Raw genomic sequence first — 21,011 nt, 5'->3', positions numbered from 1 at the left:
GCCGGCGGCCGCGATCGTGGGACAGGAGCAGGCACGACATGACCAGCCCTCTCGGCACAGTCCACGCACTCGGCCACCGTGGTGCAGACGTCGGATGCAGCCGATGCGTGGCGGCCATGCGCGGCTCAAGACGTTGCTTGCCGAGCGAAACCTCGACATCGAGGCGCTCAAGGAGATCGACGCAAAAAAGTGAGGCCGCCGTCACGGCAGCGACAGGCCCAATTCGCGGGCGAGCGAGGCCTGTCGCCACGTCGTCCGTCTGGACGTCGCGGCAGTTGCACGAATGCCGCGCATGCAGGGCGATCATGCAACGGCGCATGAAACGTTCCGGCAGGCGGCGTCGCACGGCGCGGTGGCGGGCGGCATAAGCGACATTGCCTGCAGGTGCAAGCCAACCTGCGCCTGACGGCGTGCGAGCGTCCAGTTAACAGTTTCACACGGGGTGTCGGTATTCTGACGCCCATGCGATCTATCCCCCACCTCGTCATCCTTCTGTCCCTGCTGTCGTTGGCCGGCCTCGCCGAGGCCAGCGGCACGATCCAGAAAGTGCAGATCCAGGGCCTGGACGAGGACCACGACGCGGCGATGATCGAGAACATCCAGGTCTCGCTGTCGCTGTACGAGTCGATCGGCAAAGTCCAGGGCGAATCGCGCCTGGAATACCTGCTGAGCCAGGCCGAGCGGCAGACCCGGCGGGCGCTGGAGCCGTTCGGCTACTACACTCCCACCATCGCCGTCGATGCGCCGCGCAACGACGACAAGATCAATGTCGTGGTGCACGTGGACAAGGGCGAGCCGGTCCGGGTGCGCGATTTCCAGGTGGCCATCACCGGTCCGGCCGAAGACGATCGGTATCTGGGCCAGGACCTGAAGAACTTCCGTCCCAAGAAGGACCAGATCTTCGACCAGACCGTGTACGAGACCAGCAAGGTGGCCATCACCCGGCGCCTGGCCGAGCGCGGCTATTTCGATGCCGACTTCACCCAGCGCAAGGTCGAGGTGACCCGCGCCGACCATGCCGCCGACATCGACCTGAGCTGGGACAGCGGCCGCCGCTACAACATGGGTGCGGTCCGCTTCCACCAGGACTATTTCAACCAGACCCTGTTCGACCCGCTGGTGTACTGGGAGCAGGGCAGCTACTACCACGAAGGCAAGCTCGACCGGCTGCGCGAGTCGCTGGTCAAGCTCGACTATTTCAGCGCCGTCGACATCCAGTCCAAACCCGAGGAAGCCGACGCCGACGGCAACGTGCCGGTCGACGTGAACCTGACCCGTGCCAAGCGCAGCATCTACACCAGCGGCTTGAGCTACGGCAGCGAGAGCGGCGCCGGCGTGCGCCTGAGCATGGACCGTCGCTACGTCAACACGCGCGGGCACAAGTTCAGCACCCAGCTGTACTTTGCGCAGAAGCGCAAGAGCCTGATCACCAGCTACCGCGTGCCGGCGTTCCGCTGGCTCGACGGCTGGTACACCGCCTCGCTGCGCGCCTACGACGAGCAGACCGACTACATCGACCTGCGCAACCTCAAGCTCACCGGCAGCCGCAGCGGCGAGATCAACGAGCACTGGACCGCGATCGCCTCGCTCAACGCGCTGCGCGAGCGCTGGCGCTACACCACCGACGGCGCGCTGTACCAGTATTCGACCCTGGTCTATCCGCAGATCGAGGCCGACTACGTGGGCGTGGACGACAGGGTGTTCCCGCGCAAGGGCTTCAGCGGCAACGTCGGCCTGCGCGCCGGCGCGCAGGGGCTGGGATCGGACGCCAGCTTCACCCAGGCGCACATGCGCCTGAACTGGTTCCAGGGCCTGGGCGACAACAGCCGCCTGATCCTGCGCGGCGAAGCCGGCAGCACCTGGACCAACGCGCTGGTGGCGATGCCGCCGAGCCTGCGCTTCTTCGCCGGCGGCGACAACAGCATCCGCGGCTACGCGTTCCGCGAGGTCGGCCCGCGCACCGCCAAGCCGGACCGCTTTGCGCTCGGCGCCAAGCACGTGCTCACCGGCAGCGCCGAATACGAGCATTACTTCAAGGGCGGCCCGTGGGGCGGCGCGGTGTTCGTCGACAGCGGCAGCGCCTTCGACGACACCCCCGACTGGCACACCGGCGTCGGCGTCGGCGTGCGCTGGCGCTCGCCGGTGGGACCGGTGCGGGTGGACATCGCGCATGGCCTGAACGATCCGGATTCGCAGTTCCAGCTCTATCTCAACATCGGAGCCAACCTGTGAGCACGACCGGTCCTGCCACGCCCGCACCGCCGCCGCCGCGCCCGCGCTTCTACCGGCGCAAGCGCTTCTGGTGGGGTTCGGCGCTGACCGTCGCCGGACTCGGCTTGCTGGCCTTGCTGGCCGTGTATTGGCTGCTGCAGACGGTGGCCGGGCGCGACGTGCTGCTGGCGCAGGTGGTGGCGCGGTTGCCGGCCGGTTCCTCGCTGACCTGGGAGCGCGCCGAAGGCCCGCTGGCCGGCCCGCTGACCCTGTACAACCTGGATTTCCGCTACGACCAGCTCCACTTCACCGCCGAGCGCGCCTACCTGGATCCGGACATCCGCCCGCTGCTCGGGCGCAAGCTGCAGCTCGATGCGCTGCAGTTGAAGAACGCCACGCTCAACCTGGCCAAGAGCGATGAGCCGTTCGAACTGCCGAGCTGGCCGCAATCGCTGCCGCAGATCCAGGTGCCGCTGGCGCTGCAGGCCGATCGCATCGCCATCGACGGGCTGCGCATCACCCAGGCGCAGCAGCCGATGATCGACATCCGCACGCTGCGCGGCGGCATCGAAGTGGCCAACGGCGAATTCCGCGCCAGGCAGTTGGTCGTGACCAGCGACCGCGGCGATTTCCGTGTCGATGGCGACTACGTGCCGGCACAGGACTACAAGGCCGATCTCACCGCCAGCGCGGTGTTGCCGGCCGCGCGCGGGCGCACGCCGGCGCGGCTGGGCCTGGTCGCGCGCGGCAACCTGGACAAGATGGAAGTGGCGATCGCCGGCAACGCGCCGGCGCCGCTGCGCACCACGCTGGTGTTCACCGGCCGCACCGATCCCACCTGGCAGTTCGCGGCCAGCAGCAAGGCGCTGGATCCGTCGCTGTTCGTGCCGCCCGGCGATGCCGCGGCCAGCGCCAGCGAGCCGATCGCGTTCGACCTGAGTGCGTCGGGCAAGGGCGGCGATGCCAAGCTGCAAGGCCAGCTCGCGTATGGCGAGCAGAGGGTGACGCTGGACCCGTCCAACGTGCGCCTGGACAATCAGGTCCTCATCGTCGCGCCGCTGCAGCTGCGCGCCTTCGACGGCCAGGCGCGGCTGCGCGGCAGCGCCGACTTCCGCGACCCGGACAACGCCACCTTCCGTTTCTCGGTCAACGCCAGCGGGTTGAAGTTCGCCACCGCGCCGGATCCGGCCACGCCGGGTGCGCCGGCCGTGCCGATCGAACTGGTCGACGCCAACCTCGGCCTGGCCGGCACGCTGAAACAGTGGGCCACCTACGGCGAAGCCACCGTATCGCGCGGCAAGGACAGCGCCGCGCTGCACCTCGACGTGCGCGGCAATGACCGGCGCGCGCAGCTGGCGCAAGTGCAGGCGAAGATGCCCAGCGGCGCGCTCGACCTCGGCGGCGAAGTGGTCTGGGTACCGCAGCTGAGCTGGGATGTGAAGGCCAAGCTGGCCGGCTTCGATCCGGGCTATTTCGCACCCGGCTGGGACGGCAACCTGTCCGGCCGGTTGACCTCCAAGGGCAAGCAGCTGCCGGCGCATCCGGACGGCAGTGCCGCCGGCTACCAGGCCAGCGTCGACGTGCCGCGCCTGAACGGGAAATTGCGCAGCCGTGCGCTCGACGCCAGCGGCGCGTTCGCGCTGCAGGGCGAACAGGGCGAGGGCCGGTTGCAGCTTTCCTTGGGCGACAGCCGCGTGCAGGCGCAGGGCAAGGTCGGCGACCAGCTCGACATCGCCGCGCAACTGCAACCGCTGCAGCTGGCCGACCTGCTGCCCGGCGCCGCCGGCAGCCTGCGTGGCAGCGTGCAGGTCAAGGGCCGCCGCGATGCGCCCGACCTCATCGCCGATCTCAGCGGCAACGGTCTGAAGTGGGACGGCTACGGCGCCGACGGCATCAGCCTGCGCGGCCGCCTGCCGTGGCGCGGCAACGGCGGCGAGCTGGCGCTGCGCGGCAACGCGATCAGCGCCGGACTGGCGCTGCAGACCCTGCGCGTGGATGCGCGCGGCGCGGTGGAGAACCTGCAGCTGGACGCCGACACTCACAACGACATGGGTGCGCTCGCTTTCGCCGGGCAATTGCGCCGCGACGGCGCGCGCTGGCAGGGCGGTCTGAACACGCTGCGGGTGGCGCCGGCCAAGGGCGAGCCGTGGCAATTGCGGCAGCCGGCCGCCTTCGCCATCGCCGGCAGCGCCTTCACCCTGTCCGATGCCTGCCTCGGCGCCGACGGTGGCGGCGCGCTGTGCGTGGCCGCGAACTGGCCCAGGCAAGGCATGACCCTGCGCGGCGACGCGTTGCCGCTGGCGCTGGCGCAACCGTGGCTGCCGCCCAGCAACGGCCGCGGGATCTACTTGCGCGGCGACCTCACCGTCGACGGCAGCTTCAAGCCCGCCGGCAACGCCTGGCAGGGATCGCTGCGCCTGGCCTCGCGCGAAGGCGGCCTGCGCCTGGGCGACAACGCGCGCGGCGAACTGGTGCGCTACGAGCAGTTCAGCTTCGTCACCGACTTCACCGCGCAGCACATCCACTCCAAGCTCGGCGTCGGCTTCCAGGGCGACGGCTTCATCGACGCCACCGTGGACACCGGCTGGGACGCATATGCGCCGCTGACCGGCGAGATCTACATGAACATGGCGCGGCTGTACTGGATGGAGTTGTTCTCGCCCGATCTGGTGCGGCCCAAGGGCCTGGTCGAAGGCCACGTCAGCCTGCGCGGCACGCGCTCGCAGCCGTCGATGGGTGGCGACGCCGCGCTCAGCGGCTTCACCGGCGAACTGCCGGCGCTGGGCCTGACCCTGAGCGAGGGCAGCGGCCGCTTCGACGCGCAGCCGGATGGCTCGGCGCGCATCGTCGCCTCGGTGAAATCCGGCGAAGGCACACTCAACGTCGACGGCGGCCTGTCCTGGTACGGCGACAGCACCCCGCTGCAGCTGAACATCCGCGGCAGCAACGTCCTGGTCTCCAACACCGCCGAACTGCGCGCCGTGGCCAACCCCGACCTGCAGTTCGGCATCGCCGACAAGACCATGAAATTGAACGGCCAGGTCGCCGTGCCGTCGGCCGACATCGACCTGGAACGGCTGGACCGCGGCACCTCGGTGTCCGAGGACGTGGTGGTGCTGGACCCGGCCGACCCGGAAGAAGCGCCGAGCGCGCCGCTGGAGATGGACCTGCGCGTGGTGCTCGGCGACCAGGTCAAGATGGCCGGCTTCGGCCTGAAGGGCGCCCTGACCGGCGCCATGCAGGTGCGCTCGCGCCAGGGCCGCGAGATGACCGCCACCGGCGGCCTGGACGTCGGCGGTCAGTACAAGGCCTATGGCCAGGACCTGACCATCACCCGCGGCCAACTGACCTGGAGCAACAACGTCGTCTCCGACCCACGCATCAACATACGCGCGCAGCGCAAGATCGGCGACGTCACCGCCGGCATCGACGTCACCGGCCACGCCACCGCCCCGCGCGCCGACGTCTGGTCGGACCCGTCGATGTCGCAATCCGAAGCGATGTCCTATCTGGTGCTGGGCCGCAGCCTCAGCAACACCAGCAGCGACGAAGCCGACCAGGTCACCGCCGCGGCCACCGCCCTGTCCGCTGGCAGCGGCATCCTCGCCTCGCAACTCGGCGGCAAGCTCGGCTTCGACGACGCCGGCGTCAGCCAATCACGTGCCCTCGGCGGTTCGGTGGTCGGTTTCGGCAAATATCTATCGCCGAAACTCTACGTCAGCTACGGCGTGTCGTTGATCGGCAGCGGTTCGGTGCTGACCCTGAAATACCTGCTCGGCCGCGGCTTCGACGCGGAAGTGGAATCGAGCACGGTGGAGAATCGCGGGTCGGTCAATTGGCGGAAGGAGAAGTAGACAGGAATCGGCATCGATCGCATCGAAGGCCATCTTGGCAAGTCCTTCACGTCTTTGAGAGAGCGAAGCGCTCCGCCGGCGCAACGCTGGTATGCGGTAGTGAACGTCATGGCGCGCAACGCGGCGTACCACAATGTTTTCTGAGCTGCCTATCAGGCCGATGAAATGGCGGTTTCAAGCTCCAACAGCAACACATGACTCGACGCAGCCGGCAGCGAGCCACTGCGTGCAAAGGACTCAAGCGGCGAACGCTCGTGGTCCGACAGCACCAACTCCGCCTTCGGTCTGCCTGTCCTCATCGCGGTATCTGCGTTCCAAAGATCCCGCGAAGACATGCACAAGCAATGCCAGGCATCCGAGGGACAGGACACTAGGGCCTGTTAACACTAATGGCCCGAGCGTTTAAACTATCGGGCATGGAGATCACGCCAGCACAATTTTCCCTAATCGAACACTGCCTGCCGGCACAGCGCGGCAATGTCAGCATGACCAACCTGCAAGTGGTCAACGCCATCCTTTACGTTGCCGAGCATGGCTGCAAATGGCGCGGCCTGCCCAAGCGCTTTGGCAACTGGCACACGGTGTACACACGCATGAACCGCTGGGCCAAGGCGGGTGTGCTGGACCGGATGTTGGCCCAATTGCAGAAGTCCCAGATCGTGCGCATCAAAATCGAAGCAATCTCGCTGGACTCCACCAGCATCAAGGTGCATCCCGATGGCACGGGCGCATTAAAAAAAACGGTCCGCAGGCCGTCGGCAAGTCCCGCGGTGGATGGAACACCAAGATTCATATGGTTGCCGCAGATGCTCGAACAGCCATCACCTTTGGATTGACGCCTGGTAACGTGCATGACGCACCTGCAGGCCGCACGTTGCTTGAACACCTGGGGCCAGTGGAGCGGCCGATTCATTTGTTGATGGACCGTGCCTACGAAGGCAACCAAACCCGCCAGTTGGCGCTCGATCTTGGCTTCGTGCCGGTGGTCCCGCCGAAATCCAATCGGGTCGAGCCTTGGGAATACAACCGGGAGATGTACAAGCGGCGCAACGAGGTGGAGAGACTGTTCCGTCGCCTGAAAGGCTACCGCCGGATTTTCTCGCGCTTCGAGAAGCTGGATGCCATGTTCCTTGGATTCCTCAGCTTCGTCCTGGTCGTTGATGGGCTTCGGATGTGTTAAGGATGGTCTGAACAACTCCCTCTGATCCTGCGACAATCGTACAAAGCCCAACAGGACAACGACGATGCAATTGTCTTTCGGCGACGCGGAGTACAACGGCAAGCGCAAGCAGACGCGGCGCGAAAGGTTGCTGGCCGAGATGGATCAGGTGGTGCCGTGGAAAGACCTGCTGGCGCTGATCGCGCCGCACTATCCGAAGTCGGGCCATCCGGGCCGTCAGCCGTACCCGCTGGAGACAATGCTGCGCATCCACTTTCTGCAGCAGTGGTACGCACTGAGCGACCCGGGCGCGGAAGAAGCCTTGTACGACACGGCGTCGATGCGCCGTTTCGCCAGGATCGGCGGGTTGGATGAGGTGCCGGACGAGACCACGATCCTCAACTTCCGCCGGTTGCTGGAGACGCACGATCTGGCGCGCACGCTGTTCAACCGGGTCAACGCGCACCTATCGCGCAAGGGCCAGAGCCTGCGCGGCGGCACCATCGTGGACGCCACGATCATTGCCGCGCCCAGCTCGACCAAGAACAAGAACGGCGAGCGCGACCCGGAAATGCACCAGACCAAGAAGGGCAATCAGTACTACTTCGGGATGAAAGCGCACATCGGCGTGGACGATGAGTCCGGGCTGGTGCACCACTTGGAATGCACGGCGGCCAACGCCGCAGATATCACCCAGGCGCACAAGCTGCTGCACGGCAAGGAAGACACGGTATGCGGCGACAGCGGCTACACCGGGCTGGCCAAGCGCGAGGAGATGGCGAGCAAGCGCAAGCTGCGCTATCTGATCGCGGAGAAGCCCTCGAAGCTGAAGCAGATCAAGAGCAAGCGCGAATTGAAGTGGGCACAGCGCTGGGAGCACGCCAAGGCCAGCCTGAGGGCGAAGGTGGAGCATCCGTTCCGGGTGATCAAGCGCCAGTTTGGCTACGTCAAGGTGCGCTATCGCGGCCTGGCGAAGAACACGGCGCAAGTGCTGACGCTGTTTGCGCTGTCGAACCTGTGGCTGAAGCGAAAGCAGTTGCTGCCTGTCGTGGGGAGGGTGTGCCTGTAATCCGGGAAATACCCCGGAAATGCGCCGGAAACGGCGAAAAACCGAGGGTCTGAGCGCCGTGGGCGTGGTCGATATGGCTTGCCTCATCCTCCGACCGCGTTGATCAGACTATCCTTAACAGGCCCTAGCTGATCTCGGCAAGGTCGCTGGCACTTGCAGGAGTTTCCGGACCATCGGCCGCGACAAGGCAACGGTGGACCTGACAGCTTCGGACTGAAGTCCATCCTACGGTGCATCCGATCGGCCTGCCGCGTGCCCTTGTAGAAGCGGCTTCAGCCGCGACAGGCAGCCTGTCGCGGCCGATGACCTGAAGCGCTCCTACCGTGTGTAGAACACTGGAAGAAAGGCTCCAACGCGCCATTTTCACACCGAAGCGGCGATATGCTCGCGCAACCAGCGATGCGCCGGATCGCGGTGCACGCGCTCGTGCCAGAGCATGGCCATCTTGTAGCCCGCCACCGCCAGCGGCGGCGCGCAGATCCGCAAGCCCGGATGGTGGCGCACCAACCGTTCCGGCAGCATCGCCACCAGATCGGCGCGCATCAGCGCGTCGATGACGAACAGAAAATGCGGCACCGACAGCACCACCCGACGCTGCAGCCCGCGCTCGCGCAAGGCCTGATCGGTGACGCCGCTGAAACCGCCGCCGTCCGGCGACACGATCACGTGCTCGAGCTTGCAGAACTACGCCAGCGTCGGCCGCCGCTGCAGGCGCGGATGTCCGGCGCGGCCGGCCAGCACGTAGCGTTCGGCGAACAGGGTACGTTGGCGCAGGTTGGGCGGCGCGCCGTCGCGGGTGTGCAGCGCCAGGTTGATTTCGCCCTGCTCGGCCTGGCGCGCGATCTGCAGCGGCGACAGTTCCAGCACCGCCAGCCGCGTGCCCGGCGCCGCGCTGCGCCGGCAGCAGGATGGTCGATTCCCCATAATCGGTCGCGGCCACGCGCCAACTGTGGCCAGCCTGCGCGGGATCGAACGGCGCATCCGCCGCCACCGCGCGCTGCAGCGCCTCCAGCGCCTGCCGCAGCGGCGCGCGCAAGGCCTCGGCACGCGCGGCCGGGCGCATGCCGCGCGGCCCGGGCAGCAGCAGCGGGTCGTCCAGCGCCTCGCGCAGCTTGGCCAGGCGCACGCTGACCGAGGGTTGCGACAGATGCAGGCGCTCGGCGGCGCGGGTCACGTTGCGCTCGGCGAGCAATGCATCCAGGGTCAGCAGCAGATTCAGGTCCAGGCGTCCGAAATTAAGCATGGCAATAGCTGGAATATCCATAATTAGTTTTCAGCTATAGCGAGCCCTGGCCTACCTTGCCCATCTCCTCATCTCCTCATCGCCGAGCTCGCCCATGAACGTCCTGCTGGTCTACGCCCATCCCGAACCGATGTCGCTCAACGGCGCGCTCAAGGACTTCGCCGTGCAGCGCCTGCAGGGCGTCGGGCACCATGTGCAGGTGTCGGACCTGTATGCGATGCAATGGAAATCGACGCTCGATGCGCAGGACAGCCTGGACGGCGCCGGCGGCGATCGTTTCGATCCGTCTGCGGACTCCAAACGCGCCTTCGCCAGCGGCCGCCAGCGCGCGGACATCGCCGCCGAGCAGGACAAGCTGCGCTGGGCCGATGCCGTGCTGCTGCAGTTCCCGCTGTGGTGGTTCTCGATGCCTGCGATCCTGAAAGGCTGGGTGGACCGCGTCTATGCCGACGGCTTCGCCTACGGCGTCGGCGAACACTCCGATGCGCGCTGGGGCGACCGCTACGGCGAGGGCAGCATGGCCGGCAAGCGCGCGATGCTGATCGTCACCACCGGGGGCTGGGAGTCGCATTACGCGCCGCGCGGCATCAACGGCCCGATCGACGAGGTGCTGTTCCCAATCCAGCACGGCATCCTCACTACCCCGGTTTCGACGTGCTGCCGCCATTTGGTGGTCTATCGCGCCGGCCGCATGGATGCCGATCGTTTCGCGCAGATCCGCGATGCGCTCGGCCAGCGCCTGGACATGCTGTGGAGCGCGGCGCCGATCGCGTTCCGCAATCAGAACGGCGGCGACTACCTCATTCCGGCGTTGACGCTGTGCGCGAATGTCGCCGCGGGACGAAGCGGGTTCGCGGTGCACGTGATGGCGCCTGGCGAGAGTGCGGCGGCGGCCCAGCCTGCGTCGCGCGTGGCGCGCGCCGAACAAAGGGACGCTCGCATAGCGCAGCGGCCGGTGCGACCGGAACGACGCGAGCCCGAGTCACAGCGGCGCCCGAACCCTGCGCGCCGCTCGGCGTCCAGACGCGGCGGCAGCAGGCATGCGCTGCCCTGCGAAAGGCGCACGCCATGGCGCGCCGCGCACGGCGATGGCGACGGATCCGGCATCCGCAGCATGGGCGCAGGCACCGCGCTGTAGGATGGCGCGGGCGACATGGCTGTCGCGCTTGTCATCGGATCCATACCGCACTCGAGCCCATTCCTGCCTACCCGCCTGTTCGTCGCGTGCGCCACCGTGTTGCTGGGCGCAGGCGCCACGCGCGCCCGAGCGCACGCCGAAGCAGATCAAGGCCGACATCGCGCGGCGCATCCCGGCGGGGATCCCGGACCGCGGCGGCTGGGCCGGCGACGTGTACGTGGCCCTGGCCTCGCAGCGGCTGGCGACCAGCGCCGACAACATCTGCACGGTGCTGGCGGTGATCGAGCAGGAGTCCACCGACCAGGCCGATCCGTCGATGCCCGGACTCGTAAGATCGCGCGCCGAACTCGCCCGCCGCGGCGCGGCGCTGCATGTGTCGGCATTCGTGCTCGAGGCGGCGCTGGGCTTGGCTTCGCCGAATGGCCGCAGCTACGGCGAGCGCATCGCCAGCGCGCGCACCGAGCAGGAACTGAGCGGTATCTTCGAGGACTACGCCGGCAGCGTGCCGCTGGGCCAGCGCCTGTTCGGCGGGTTGAATCCGGTGCACACCGGCGCGCCGGTGCAGGTGAGCATCGCCTTCGCCGAGGCGCATACCGAGGGGTATCCGTATCCGCTGCAGACACGGTGCTCCGCGAGGTGTTCGGCCGCGGCCGCGGGGTCTGGTTCGGCATCCGGCATCTGCTCGGCTACTCGAGTGACTGCGACGCCCTGCTGTACCGCTTCGCCGACGTCAACGCCGGCTGGTACGCCAGCCGCAACGCGGCGTTCCAGGCCGCACTGGCGAAAGCCAGCGGCACTGCGCTGGCCCTGGACGGGGACCTGCTGATCCCCGGCAGCGCCATCGACCAACCCGGCACCACCGAGCGCGCCGCACGCCGCCTGGGCACATGTCTGGCGCTGGACGACAAGGAGATCCGCCGCGTCCTACAGCGCGGCAACGCCGCCGATTTCGGCGATACCGGACTCTACCGCAAGGTCTTCGCGCTGGCCGCGCGCGGTTCTGCCGGGCATCAAGCTGGAAAGCCCGAAGATCACCCGCAACCTCGTTCCGGGTACCAGGCCACGCCCAGCAGCAAGGAAGGGCACGGCGTCGGCATAGTGCGTGGCCTGCGTCCGCGCCTGCGGGGCCAGGACGGTCGCCAGCGCGAGGGTGGCGCCGCACAGCAGTGCAGCCACGCGAGGCGGGAATCGCAGTTGGGAGGGAATGCGCGGGCGCACCGGTGACGGAAGGACGCACGCGCCCCCGAGCATGGCGCCGCCCTGGCTGCATTGCGCATGCCCGCAGCGGGCGCGCACGCGTGCAACTTGGCCCGCCCGGATGCGCAAAAGCGCACAAAGCGGCGGCGAGCGCGATCCGCTTGGCCGCGTGCCGGAGCAGCGGCGGCCGGCCGCTCCGCCGGCGCCGCGCCGTGGCGCGTCATCATCCCTGGTCGCCTGGTCGCCTGGTCGGCGGACGCGGCCCCGTGCGCCTGCGAATCCGCGCGCGCTGGGCCGCAGATTCAGGACCGCCTTGCGCCCCCCGCTGCGTGCCCCGCCGCTTTCCACCGGATCGCAACGCCGGTCGCCGCATGCGCGCGCAACCGGCCGATGACGCGGGACGGCCTGCTCAGTCCAGCTTGGCCAGGAACGCCAGCAACGCACGGTTGAAGTCCGCCGCGTGGCTGGTGTTGCAACCGTGCGGCGCGTCCTTCAGCACCACTGCCTCGCTGCCGGCGATGGCGCGATGGGTACGCTGTCCAGACCCCTCGAACGGGACGGTCGCGTCGGCATCGCCATGCAGCACCAACGTCGGCACATCGACCTTCGCCAGGTCCTGGCGGAAGTCGGTGGCGCCGAAGGCCTGCATGCAGCCCAGCGCAGCGGTCTGGTCGCACTGCCGGCACAGCGCGATCGCCTCCTGCCGCTGCGCCTCGCTGACCTTCAGTTCGCCGTGGGCGCTGAAGAACTGGCGGGTGAACTGGTCGAAGAACGTATCGCGCGAGGCCTTCAGGCCCTGCTCCATTTCCTGCGCCTTGTCCTTGCTCAGCGGGCCTTCCGGGTTGTCCTCGGTCATGAGCATGTACGGCGGCACCGCCGAGGCGAACACCACGCCGGCCAGGCGGGCGCTGCCGTGCCTGGCCACATAGCGCGCGACCTCGCCACCGCCCATCGAGAAACCGACCAGCACCGCATCGTGCAGGTCCTTGTCCTCGAGCACGCCGGCCAGATCGTCGGCCAGCGTGTCGTACTCGTAGCCGTCGGACGGTTTGTCCGAGCGGCCGAAACCGCGGCGATCGTAGGCGACGACGCGATAGCCGGCGTCCTTGAGCGGACCCACCTGCTCCGTCCACGCCGCGGCCGACAACGGCCAACCGTGGATCAACACCACCGGCCGGCCGCCGCCGCCGGTGTCTTCTACATGCAGACGGACGCGCGATTGTGCTGCAGTCATGGCAAACCCTCATGGGAGAAGAAGCCGGCAGCTTCCACACCGGCACGTCCGCTAGGCGTGAGCGGAACGTTGCGGCAGCGTCAATGCTGCGCGTCGCCGGGGTCAACCGATGCGCTGCGCGGCCTGGGAAAGCTGCTGGTGTGCGATCCGGGCCAATGCCTGGAAGCCGGTGGAAATCGCGGCGGCCCGCGCGACGCGTTCCCAGAAATCTAGGGCCATGGAGGGCGGCAGTGCGCCAGTCGTCGCGATACTCCGGCGTCGGCAGCGTGAGCGCGTCGGCGCGCTGCACCACTGCGCCGCTGCCGGCGGGCCGGTCATCGCCATGGTGCAGCAAGCCCAGCACGATATCGTCGGGCTGCCAGCGCAGCAGGTCGGGCGAGGCGCCACGCGGCGTGCGAATGCGCGTCCGAGGAAACCTTGCGGTTGCTGATCGTCGAGGAACCAGGGCAACCCCGGGAACATGCCGTTCGCCAATTCGCCAATTCGCCAATTCGCCAATTCGCCATGCGCCGTGGCAGCGGGGCAGCAACGCGAACCCCCATGGCCTGCTGCGCCCGTTCCTGCCCAAGGCAGTGGACCTGTCGCAAGCGAGCCAGGAATCCCTGCATCGCCTCGCCAGGCTGATGAATGGGCGTCCTCGCCAGACAGTGAACTGGGCCACGCCGGCGGCGGCCATGGAGAAGGACATTCCCGCTGTCAAATCACGGGGTGCACTTGATTCTTGAGACCGCCCTTCGGCAGCCTGGACCGGCTGCTGCAGTCGGTCGCAGGCGTTGGTCCAGTGGCCAGCGCCACGATGATTGCCCAGTTGCCCGAACTCGGCCGGCTCAACCGGCGCGAGATCGCCGCTTTGGTAGGCGTGGCGCCCATGACCAACGACTCCGGAAGCAGCAAGGGCAGGCGACGGGTGCAGGGCGGCACTTCGAGAGACGGCATGTGCTGTACATGGCAACGCTGACTGCCACTCGCTACAACCCGGCCATCAAGGCCTTCTACGAACGACTCAAGGCTGCCGGCAAGCTGCCCAAGGTTGCCTTGGTGGCCTGCATGCGCAAGCTGCTGGCCACCCTCAATGCCATGGTCAGGACCGGTAAACCTTGGAATAAATCCATGCACCGCGCTTGACTCGGAAGACGGTTACTCAGTCCTTCAGGCCGCGGTTCTCCAGCAGCGGCTCGACGCTGGGGTCCTTGCCGCGGAAATCGCGGTACAGGGTGGCCAGGTCGACGGTGTTGCCGCGCGAGAGGATCTTGCCGCGGAAGATGTCGCCGTTCTTGCGCGACAGGCCGCCGTTCTGCTTGAACCATTCGAACGCATCGTCGTCCAGCACCTCGGCCCAGAAGTAGGCGTAGTAGCTGGCCGAGTAGCCGCCGCCCCAGATGTGGTCGAAATAGGTGGTGCGGTAGCGCGGCGGCACTTCGGCCAGGTCCACCTTGAACTTCTTCAGCGCGTCGGCTTCGAACTTGTCCACGTCCTGCAGCGGCGCGTCGGCTGGCTGGGTGTGCCAGGCCAGGTCGAGCAGCGCCGCCGACAAGTATTCGGTGGTCGCATAGCCCTGGTTGAAGGTGCGCGCCTGCTTGATCTTCTCCACCAGCTCGACCGGCATCGCCGCTCCGGTCTGGTAGTGCCTGGCGTAGTGCGCGAACACCTTCGGATCGGAGGCCCAGTGCTCGTTGAACTGCGACGGGAACTCGACGAAGTCGCGCGAGGTGCTGGTGCCGGCGATCGACGGGTACTTCACCTTGGAGAACATGCCGTGCAGCGCATGGCCGAACTCGTGGAACAGGGTGGTGACGTCGTCGAAGCTGAGCAGCGCCGGCTGGCCGGGCGCGGGCTTGGTGAAGTTGCAGACGTTGTAGACCACCGGCTTGGCGCCGGTCAGGCCGTTCTGACCGACGAACTCGTCCATCCACGCGCCGCCGGACTTGCTGTCGCGCTTGAAGTAATCGGTGTAGAACAGCGCCAGCGAGCTGCCGTCCTGGTCGAACACCTCGTAGACCTTCATGTCCGCGTGGTAGGTCGGGATGTCGGTGCGTTCCTTGAAGGTGATGCCGTACAACTGGGTGGCGGCGTAGAACACGCCGTTCTTGAGCACGTTGTCCAGTTCGAAGTACGGCTTGATCTGCGACTGGTCCAGGTCGTACTTGGCCTTGCGTACCTGCTCGGCGTAGAAATCCCAGTCCGCGGCGGCGAGCTTGAAGCCGCCCGTCTTTGAACCAGCGTGCTGCGCATCGATCACCTTCTGCATCTCGGCGACTTCGCTGCGCGCCTTGGCGGTGGCGGCCGGCACGGTGTCGGTGAGCAGCTTCAGCGCCGCGGCCGGGGTCTTGGCCATCTGGTCGCCTAGGCTGTAGGCGGCGTAGCTGTCGAAGCCGAGCAGCTTGGCCTTCTGCGCGCGCAACTGGGCCAGGCGCTGCACGGTCTGGCGGGTGTCGTTGGCGTCGCCCTTCTCGGCGCGCGACTGCGAGGCGGCCATCACCTGGGCGCGCAGGTCGCGATCCTTCAGCGAGGCCAGCACCGGCTGCTGGGTGGTGTTCTGCAGCGCGAGCAGGTACTTGCCGTCGAGCTTGCGCGCCGCGGCGTCCTGCGCGGCCGAGGCGATGTCGCCCGCGGACAGGCCATCGAGCCTGGCCTTGTCGTCCACCACCACCGCACCGGCGGCACTGGCTGCGACCAGTTTGGTATGGAACTGGGTGGCCAGCGTGGTTTCCTCGACGTTGAGCTTGCGCAGGGTCGCCTTGTCGGCATCGGACAGCTGCGCGCCGGCGCGCACGAATTCCTCGTAGTCGCGTTCGACCAGGCGCTTCTGCTCCGGCTCCAGGTTCAGCGTGTCGCGCTGGTCGTACACCGACTTGATCCGCGCGAACAGCGTCGGGTCCAGGCTGATCTCGTCCTGGTGCGCGGCCAGCTTCGGCGCCACCGTTTCCTGGACCTTCTGGCGCGCGTCGTTGGTGTCGGCCTGGACCAGGCCGAAGAAGATGCGGTTGACCCGGTTCAAGGTCTCGCCGCTGCGCTCCATCGCCTCGATCGTGTTGGCGAAGCTGGCCGGCTCGGCGTTGTCGGCGATCTTGCGGATCTCGGCCAGGTGCTGCTTCATGCCCTCTTCGAACGCGGGCAGGTAGTCGGCGTCCTTGATCCTGTCGAACGGCGGCGCCTGGAACGGCAGCGTGCTGGCGCTCAACAGCGGATTGGCGGGGGCGGGGCTCTGCGAGGCGGCGGGGGCGGCGGGCACGGGGGTGGACTCCTTACCGGAACAGGCGGCCAGCGCCAGGCTGACGGCGGCGGCCAGAACGACGGTACGCGACATGGGGTGGAACTCCTGACGGGGACATGGTGGCGGGGCAGCAGCGCACGCTACGCGCTTTGCGCGGCGTGGGCATGTGCCATTGGATCTGGGCGGCGCGCGATCCCCCCCCGGCTGCGGCCCGGCCTGCGGAAAGATGGCCGGGCGACCGCCGCCCCTGCAGGCACGGCATCCGGATCGATGCGGCATCCTCAGCGTCTCACAGCGTATCGCGGTGCTTGCCGCGCCACGGCCGGTACCAGCTGCGGATCGCGGCGATGTCGGCGTGCATGTCGGCGCTGGTTTGGAACAGCGGACCAAGGCCGACGATGCGGCTGGGATAGTCGAAGTAGACCGGGAAGATCGGGATCTCGGCGTCGTGGGCGATCTTCCAGAAACCGGCCTTCCACTTCTCCACGCGCTTGCGCGTGCCTTCGGGGGTGATCACGTACCACATGCGCGGCGCGGCGCGGATCAGCGCCACCGCCTGTTCGACCACGCCGCGCGGCGATTTGCGGTCCAGCGGGATGCCGCCGAGCTTGCGCAGCAGCGGACCCAGCGGCCACCAGAACAGTTGGGCCTTGCCGAGCACGCGGACCTCGAAGCCGACGGCGAACTTGACCGCAAAGCCCAGGAAACCGTCCCAGTTGGACGAGTGCGGGGCGACGATCATCACCAGCTTCGGCTCGTCCGGAAACTGGCCCACCACCCGCCAGCCGGTCAGGCGCAGTGCGGTACGGCCGAGCCAGCGGCCCAAGCGGCTGGGCTTGACCATCGGCATGTTCGGGGTCGGGGGCGGCAACGAGAAATCGCGTTCGGTCAAAAGTCACTCCCAGCGGCCGGGCGAGCGGCCACGCTTGATCCGGCTGCGCTCGCGCTTGGCGTCCAGGCGCCGCAGCTTGGCGCCGTGCGAGGGCTTGGTGGCAATGCGCCGCTTCGGCACCGACAGCCCGGTGGCGATGAACTCGGCCAGACGCTGGCGCGCATCGTCGCGGTTGCGGTCCTGGGTGCGGAAGCGTTGCGCATCGATCACCAGCACGCCCTCGGCGGTGATGCGGCGGTCGCGCCGCGCCAGCAAGCGCGCACGCAACGACTCCGGCAGCGACGGCGAGCCGGCCAGGTCGAAACGCAGTTCCACCGCGCTGGAGACCTTGTTGACGTTCTGCCCACCGGCGCCGCTGGCGCGCACGAAGCGCTCGACGATTTCGCTCTGCGGAATCGCCAGGCTGCTCGAGATGTGGATGGCCCCATGACGCATCCGCCGATTGTAGGGCATCCGCAATACGGCTTGGTTTCCCATGGCACGCGGCGTGAACGGGCGGCCGCGCGCGGCGCCGGCCCACCCGACCGGCACCACGGCGGGGCCGCGGCGATTCCCGCATCCTGGCCGCCGGCCACCGCCCTGCAGGACGCTCGAGGACACCGACCCCGTTGCTTTTCGCTCCTAGCGCAGCGCCTGCCACTGGCGCTGCGGCTGGCCCTGGCCGCGGCGCCGTTGCTGGTCGAGCCACCCAGCGACCGCGCCTGCACATCCTTCTGCGCCCGCTCGGCATCGCTCCAATCCTGGCCCACCTCGCCGCCCTGCTTGAGTTGTACAACTGCTGCAAAAGCAGCAGCTTGACCATTCCCCCGTCGGCCAGGCCGAACGGCCCCACGCCGACCCGTTCCCAAGGTCAGCTTCGCGTCCACCGCCTGGGCGATCGCCGCAAAGTCGATATGGCGCGACAACAGCCGCGTGCCGGCTTGCCCTGTCGCAAGGCATCGACCAGCGCCTTCTTCAGCCCACCTCGCGGGTGTGCGTAGATCGTCTCATGGCCGGCCCGCTGACGGGCGTCATCAAGAGGCATGGTTCACAGGGTGGCCGCGATCTGCTGCGCAGACCAGCGATCGAACACCAGCCGGTCATGGACGAACCGGAACAACGGCGATCCCTCGGCCAGCCGGTGCGGCCGCACGCAGCGCGATCGGCGCGAGCGATAGGCCGCCGCCGCCGCGTGCGCACAGGACACCGGCCCTTGCAGACCACCGACCTGGCGGCCCAGCGTCGATGCACGGCGTCCCCACCGGCGACCGATCTTGCGCAAGCGCGTTCCTCGATCGCGCTCCACCTGCAGCACCGCGCGTTCCTCAACACGCAGATGACTGGACTGTTTGCCCAGCGCAACCTCCTGCGCTCTGTGAGGTGTTGCACTGGGAACTTGAGTCTAAGCTGTGTCACCGGCGCCAATCGGCACGACGCGGTCGTGTTTGAGGAGCTGGTTGATGCCTTGCCTCCCATCTCCGGAAAATCGGGGCGCCCGCGACGCTGGCCAGACAAACTGCACGCCGACAAGGCCGATGACATGCCGTTGCCGCAACTCCCTCAAGCAGCGCGGCGTCATTGCGCGGATCGCGCGCAAGGGCATCGAACGCCACGATCGCCTGGGCCGTCATCGCGGGGTCGTCGAGCGCGCCCATGCCTGGTTTGCAGGGAGGGGCAAGTTGCGCATTCGCTTTGAACGCCGCATTGATAGCCACTTGGCGCTGCTCTCACTTGCTTGCTCCATCATTTGCTTACGGCATCTTTCCGGGTTTTTGTGGCGGCTCTTAGCAGGCTGCTGAAATACTGGTCGACAGCCCTCGAAAGTCAATGACTTGCCATGCAAGTCATTGAACTTTCATTTGGCGTGCGTCATTTTGGGCGGGAAACGTATCAAAATTCACCCCGGAAATAAGTATTTCAGCAGCCCGTTAGGGATAGTCTGATCAACGCGGTCGGAGGATGAGGCAAGCCATATCGACCACGCCCACGGCGCTCAGACCCTCGGTTTTTCGCCGTTTCCGGCGCATTTCCGGGGTATTTCCCGGATTACAGGCACACCCTCCCCACGACAGGCAGCAACTGCTTTCGCTTCAGCCACAGGTTCGACAGCGCAAACAGCGTCAGCACTTGCGCCGTGTTCTTCGCCAGGCCGCGATAGCGCACCTTGACGTAGCCAAACTGGCGCTTGATCACCCGGAACGGATGCTCCACCTTCGCCCTCAGGCTGGCCTTGGCGTGCTCCCAGCGCTGTGCCCACTTCAATTCGCGCTTGCTCTTGATCTGCTTCAGCTTCGAGGGCTTCTCCGCGATCAGATAGCGCAGCTTGCGCTTGCTCGCCATCTCCTCGCGCTTGGCCAGCCCGGTGTAGCCGCTGTCGCCGCATACCGTGTCTTCCTTGCCGTGCAGCAGCTTGTGCGCCTGGGTGATATCTGCGGCGTTGGCCGCCGTGCATTCCAAGTGGTGCACCAGCCCGGACTCATCGTCCACGCCGATGTGCGCTTTCATCCCGAAGTAGTACTGATTGCCCTTCTTGGTCTGGTGCATTTCCGGGTCGCGCTCGCCGTTCTTGTTCTTGGTCGAGCTGGGCGCGGCAATGATCGTGGCGTCCACGATGGTGCCGCCGCGCAGGCTCTGGCCCTTGCGCGATAGGTGCGCGTTGACCCGGTTGAACAGCGTGCGCGCCAGATCGTGCGTCTCCAGCAACCGGCGGAAGTTGAGGATCGTGGTCTCGTCCGGCACCTCATCCAACCCGCCGATCCTGGCGAAACGGCGCATCGACGCCGTGTCGTACAAGGCTTCTTCCGCGCCCGGGTCGCTCAGTGCGTACCACTGCTGCAGAAAGTGGATGCGCAGCATTGTCTCCAGCGGGTACGGCTGACGGCCCGGATGGCCCGACTTCGGATAGTGCGGCGCGATCAGCGCCAGCAGGTCTTTCCACGGCACCACCTGATCCATCTCGGCCAGCAACCTTTCGCGCCGCGTCTGCTTGCGCTTGCCGTTGTACTCCGCGTCGCCGAAAGACAATTGCATCGTCGTTGTCCTGTTGGGCTTTGTACGATTGTCGCAGGATCAGAGGGAGTTGTTCAGACCATCCTTAGTGGAGGCAGAACGCTTTGACAACCACGCCGCATAATAGTTCAATCTTCTATTGGGAAACCACACTAGAGATATTATCCGGCAGAAAGATGATAAGGTCTCTCCTTCACCACATCGACGGGGGCGCGTGTGTTGACCTTGCCCCTGGCAAGTTTTATGTTTTTACTGACGGTAACAAAAGCCTTGGCAGGCGTGTGTTTCATCAGAGAGATGCCTTGGTTGAAATTCAGGAATGTCTTTCCTTTGAATCCGACGGAAAAATTTACCAACCTCTGCATATTGTTTCTCACGCCTTGTCTCTTGAGCAGAGCGGGAAAGTCGGTGATGGTCACCTCGATCACCCCCCCCCCCCCCTTTCTCTGCAGGTAACTCCGGACGTTTCTAGCCATATCCTTTCCAGACAAAGCGGCTTTGATTTTCTTTGCCCCAACGGGATGCATATCTTTGTCGAAAATCCTTACATTGCCATTGAAGGTGGACTTATCGCCGGTCCCTGCATAGTGGTAGGCCTCGATGTATCTGTTTCGCCACGGGAAAAAAGTCGGACTGCCCGGAGAGTGTTGGTACATGTCGGCAGAAAATCTCCATAGTGTCCTTCCTCGCTTGTGCGTGATGACCTCGTTCCACTCCAGGCGCGGCATTTCCACATAATTTTTCATGTTCCCGGGATGGGTATAGGATAGCGTGAATGTCACATCAATTTTTGAACGTGCGGATTCTGCGTC

12 protein-coding genes and 5 pseudogenes are annotated in these 21,011 nt (G+C 66.6%); 8 read left to right on the top strand and 9 right to left on the bottom strand.

Going from position 1 to position 21,011, the window contains the following annotated elements:
• Nucleotides 1-462: 462 nt before the first annotated feature.
• From G4Q83_RS18130 to G4Q83_RS18115, 4 genes are all read left to right on the top strand, one after another.
• Entirely contained in the window at nucleotides 463-2,232 is a 1,770-nt protein-coding gene (locus tag G4Q83_RS18130) for an autotransporter assembly complex protein TamA (protein WP_185817253.1), read from the top strand.
• Nucleotides 2,229-6,065 carry a translocation/assembly module TamB domain-containing protein gene (locus G4Q83_RS18125; RefSeq protein ID WP_128421872.1) on the top strand — a complete coding sequence of 1,279 codons (3,837 nt, stop codon included), beginning with the start codon at nucleotides 2,229-2,231 and terminating at the stop codon, nucleotides 6,063-6,065. Before G4Q83_RS18130 ends, G4Q83_RS18125 begins: the two co-directional genes overlap by 4 nt.
• Nucleotides 6,066-6,481: 416 nt before the next feature.
• Nucleotides 6,482-7,245, top strand: a protein-coding gene (locus G4Q83_RS18120) for an IS5 family transposase (RefSeq protein ID WP_246432165.1) whose coding sequence is annotated in 2 segments (ribosomal slippage) — nucleotides 6,482-6,797 and nucleotides 6,797-7,245 — 765 coding nt in all. Because the reading frame shifts where the segments join, the coding sequence is not laid out codon by codon here.
• A gap of 64 nt (nucleotides 7,246-7,309) precedes the next feature.
• Nucleotides 7,310-8,293, top strand: coding sequence for an IS5 family transposase (locus G4Q83_RS18115; RefSeq protein ID WP_185817191.1), 984 nt, complete (start codon nucleotides 7,310-7,312; stop codon nucleotides 8,291-8,293).
• Nucleotides 8,294-8,656: 363 nt separating this feature from the next.
• Here the strand turns inward: G4Q83_RS18115 and G4Q83_RS23705 are convergent.
• Nucleotides 8,657-9,217, bottom strand: a pseudogene (locus G4Q83_RS23705) (LysR substrate-binding domain-containing protein).
• A gap of 178 nt (nucleotides 9,218-9,395) precedes the next feature.
• Nucleotides 9,396-9,536 (bottom strand): annotated as a pseudogene (locus tag G4Q83_RS23700) (helix-turn-helix domain-containing protein); the annotation flags it as partial.
• A 94-nt stretch (nucleotides 9,537-9,630) separates the two neighbouring features.
• On the opposite strand from G4Q83_RS23700, the gene G4Q83_RS18105 reads away from it, so the two are divergent.
• Complete coding sequence (locus tag G4Q83_RS18105) at nucleotides 9,631-10,674, top strand: NAD(P)H-dependent oxidoreductase (protein ID WP_246432164.1); 1,044 nt, start codon at nucleotides 9,631-9,633, stop codon at nucleotides 10,672-10,674.
• A 28-nt stretch (nucleotides 10,675-10,702) separates the two neighbouring features.
• Nucleotides 10,703-11,773: pseudogene (locus tag G4Q83_RS18100) on the top strand (DUF1615 family protein).
• A 507-nt stretch (nucleotides 11,774-12,280) separates the two neighbouring features.
• On the opposite strand, the gene G4Q83_RS18095 reads toward G4Q83_RS18100, so the two are convergent.
• A complete protein-coding gene (locus G4Q83_RS18095) occupies nucleotides 12,281-13,105 on the bottom strand; it encodes an alpha/beta fold hydrolase (protein WP_128421720.1) in 825 nt (274 codons plus the stop codon).
• 721 nt (nucleotides 13,106-13,826) lie between these two features.
• Between G4Q83_RS18095 and G4Q83_RS18090 the strand changes: the two are divergent.
• A pseudogene (locus tag G4Q83_RS18090) lies at nucleotides 13,827-14,230 on the top strand (transposase); the annotation flags it as partial.
• Nucleotides 14,231-14,246: 16 nt separating this feature from the next.
• Here G4Q83_RS18090 and dcp read toward each other — a convergent pair.
• The 4 genes from dcp to G4Q83_RS18070 all read right to left on the bottom strand — a co-directional run bounded on the left by dcp (nucleotide 14,247) and on the right by G4Q83_RS18070 (nucleotide 18,505).
• Entirely contained in the window at nucleotides 14,247-16,412 is a 2,166-nt protein-coding gene (gene dcp, locus G4Q83_RS18085) for a peptidyl-dipeptidase Dcp (protein ID WP_185817252.1), read from the bottom strand.
• Between the two features lie 196 nt (nucleotides 16,413-16,608).
• Nucleotides 16,609-17,163, bottom strand: a complete 555-nt coding sequence (locus G4Q83_RS18080; RefSeq protein ID WP_170069211.1) for a lysophospholipid acyltransferase family protein — start codon at nucleotides 17,161-17,163, stop codon at nucleotides 16,609-16,611.
• Nucleotides 17,164-17,214: 51 nt separating this feature from the next.
• Nucleotides 17,215-17,646, bottom strand: coding sequence for an alternative ribosome rescue aminoacyl-tRNA hydrolase ArfB (gene arfB / locus G4Q83_RS18075; RefSeq protein WP_128421961.1), 432 nt, complete (start codon nucleotides 17,644-17,646; stop codon nucleotides 17,215-17,217).
• A gap of 592 nt (nucleotides 17,647-18,238) precedes the next feature.
• Entirely contained in the window at nucleotides 18,239-18,505 is a 267-nt protein-coding gene (locus G4Q83_RS18070) for a hypothetical protein (RefSeq protein ID WP_185817456.1), read from the bottom strand.
• A 93-nt stretch (nucleotides 18,506-18,598) separates the two neighbouring features.
• On the opposite strand from G4Q83_RS18070, the pseudogene G4Q83_RS18065 reads away from it, so the two are divergent.
• A pseudogene (locus tag G4Q83_RS18065) lies at nucleotides 18,599-18,989 on the top strand (transposase); the annotation flags it as partial.
• A gap of 247 nt (nucleotides 18,990-19,236) precedes the next feature.
• Here the strand turns inward: G4Q83_RS18065 and G4Q83_RS18060 are convergent.
• Nucleotides 19,237-20,220 carry an IS5 family transposase gene (locus tag G4Q83_RS18060; RefSeq protein WP_185817191.1) on the bottom strand — a complete coding sequence of 328 codons (984 nt, stop codon included), beginning with the start codon at nucleotides 20,218-20,220 and terminating at the stop codon, nucleotides 19,237-19,239.
• 140 nt (nucleotides 20,221-20,360) lie between these two features.
• A complete protein-coding gene (locus G4Q83_RS18055; RefSeq protein WP_185817251.1) occupies nucleotides 20,361-20,945 on the bottom strand; it encodes a hypothetical protein in 585 nt (194 codons plus the stop codon).
• Nucleotides 20,946-21,011 lie beyond the last annotated feature (66 nt).

Source organism: Xanthomonas theicola (genome assembly GCF_014236795.1).
Lineage (GTDB): Bacteria > Pseudomonadota > Gammaproteobacteria > Xanthomonadales > Xanthomonadaceae > Xanthomonas_A > Xanthomonas_A theicola.
The sequence above is the reverse complement of the archived record's forward strand: the minus strand, read 5'-3'. Positions and strand labels throughout refer to the sequence as shown.

Coding starts and splice junctions, on each gene's coding strand:
- G4Q83_RS18130 (WP_185817253.1), top strand. CDS start 463: ATGCGATCTATCCCCCACCTCGTCATCCTTCTGTCCCTGCTGTCGTTG.
- G4Q83_RS18115 (WP_185817191.1), top strand. CDS start 7,310: ATGCAATTGTCTTTCGGCGACGCGGAGTACAACGGCAAGCGCAAGCAG.
- G4Q83_RS18105 (WP_246432164.1), top strand. CDS start 9,631: ATGAACGTCCTGCTGGTCTACGCCCATCCCGAACCGATGTCGCTCAAC.
- G4Q83_RS18095 (WP_128421720.1), bottom strand. CDS start 13,105: ATGACTGCAGCACAATCGCGCGTCCGTCTGCATGTAGAAGACACCGGC.
- dcp (WP_185817252.1), bottom strand. CDS start 16,412: ATGTCGCGTACCGTCGTTCTGGCCGCCGCCGTCAGCCTGGCGCTGGCC.
- G4Q83_RS18080 (WP_170069211.1), bottom strand. CDS start 17,163: ATGGTCAAGCCCAGCCGCTTGGGCCGCTGGCTCGGCCGTACCGCACTG.
- arfB (WP_128421961.1), bottom strand. CDS start 17,646: ATGCGTCATGGGGCCATCCACATCTCGAGCAGCCTGGCGATTCCGCAG.
- G4Q83_RS18060 (WP_185817191.1), bottom strand. CDS start 20,220: ATGCAATTGTCTTTCGGCGACGCGGAGTACAACGGCAAGCGCAAGCAG.
- G4Q83_RS18055 (WP_185817251.1), bottom strand. CDS start 20,945: ATGAAAAATTATGTGGAAATGCCGCGCCTGGAGTGGAACGAGGTCATC.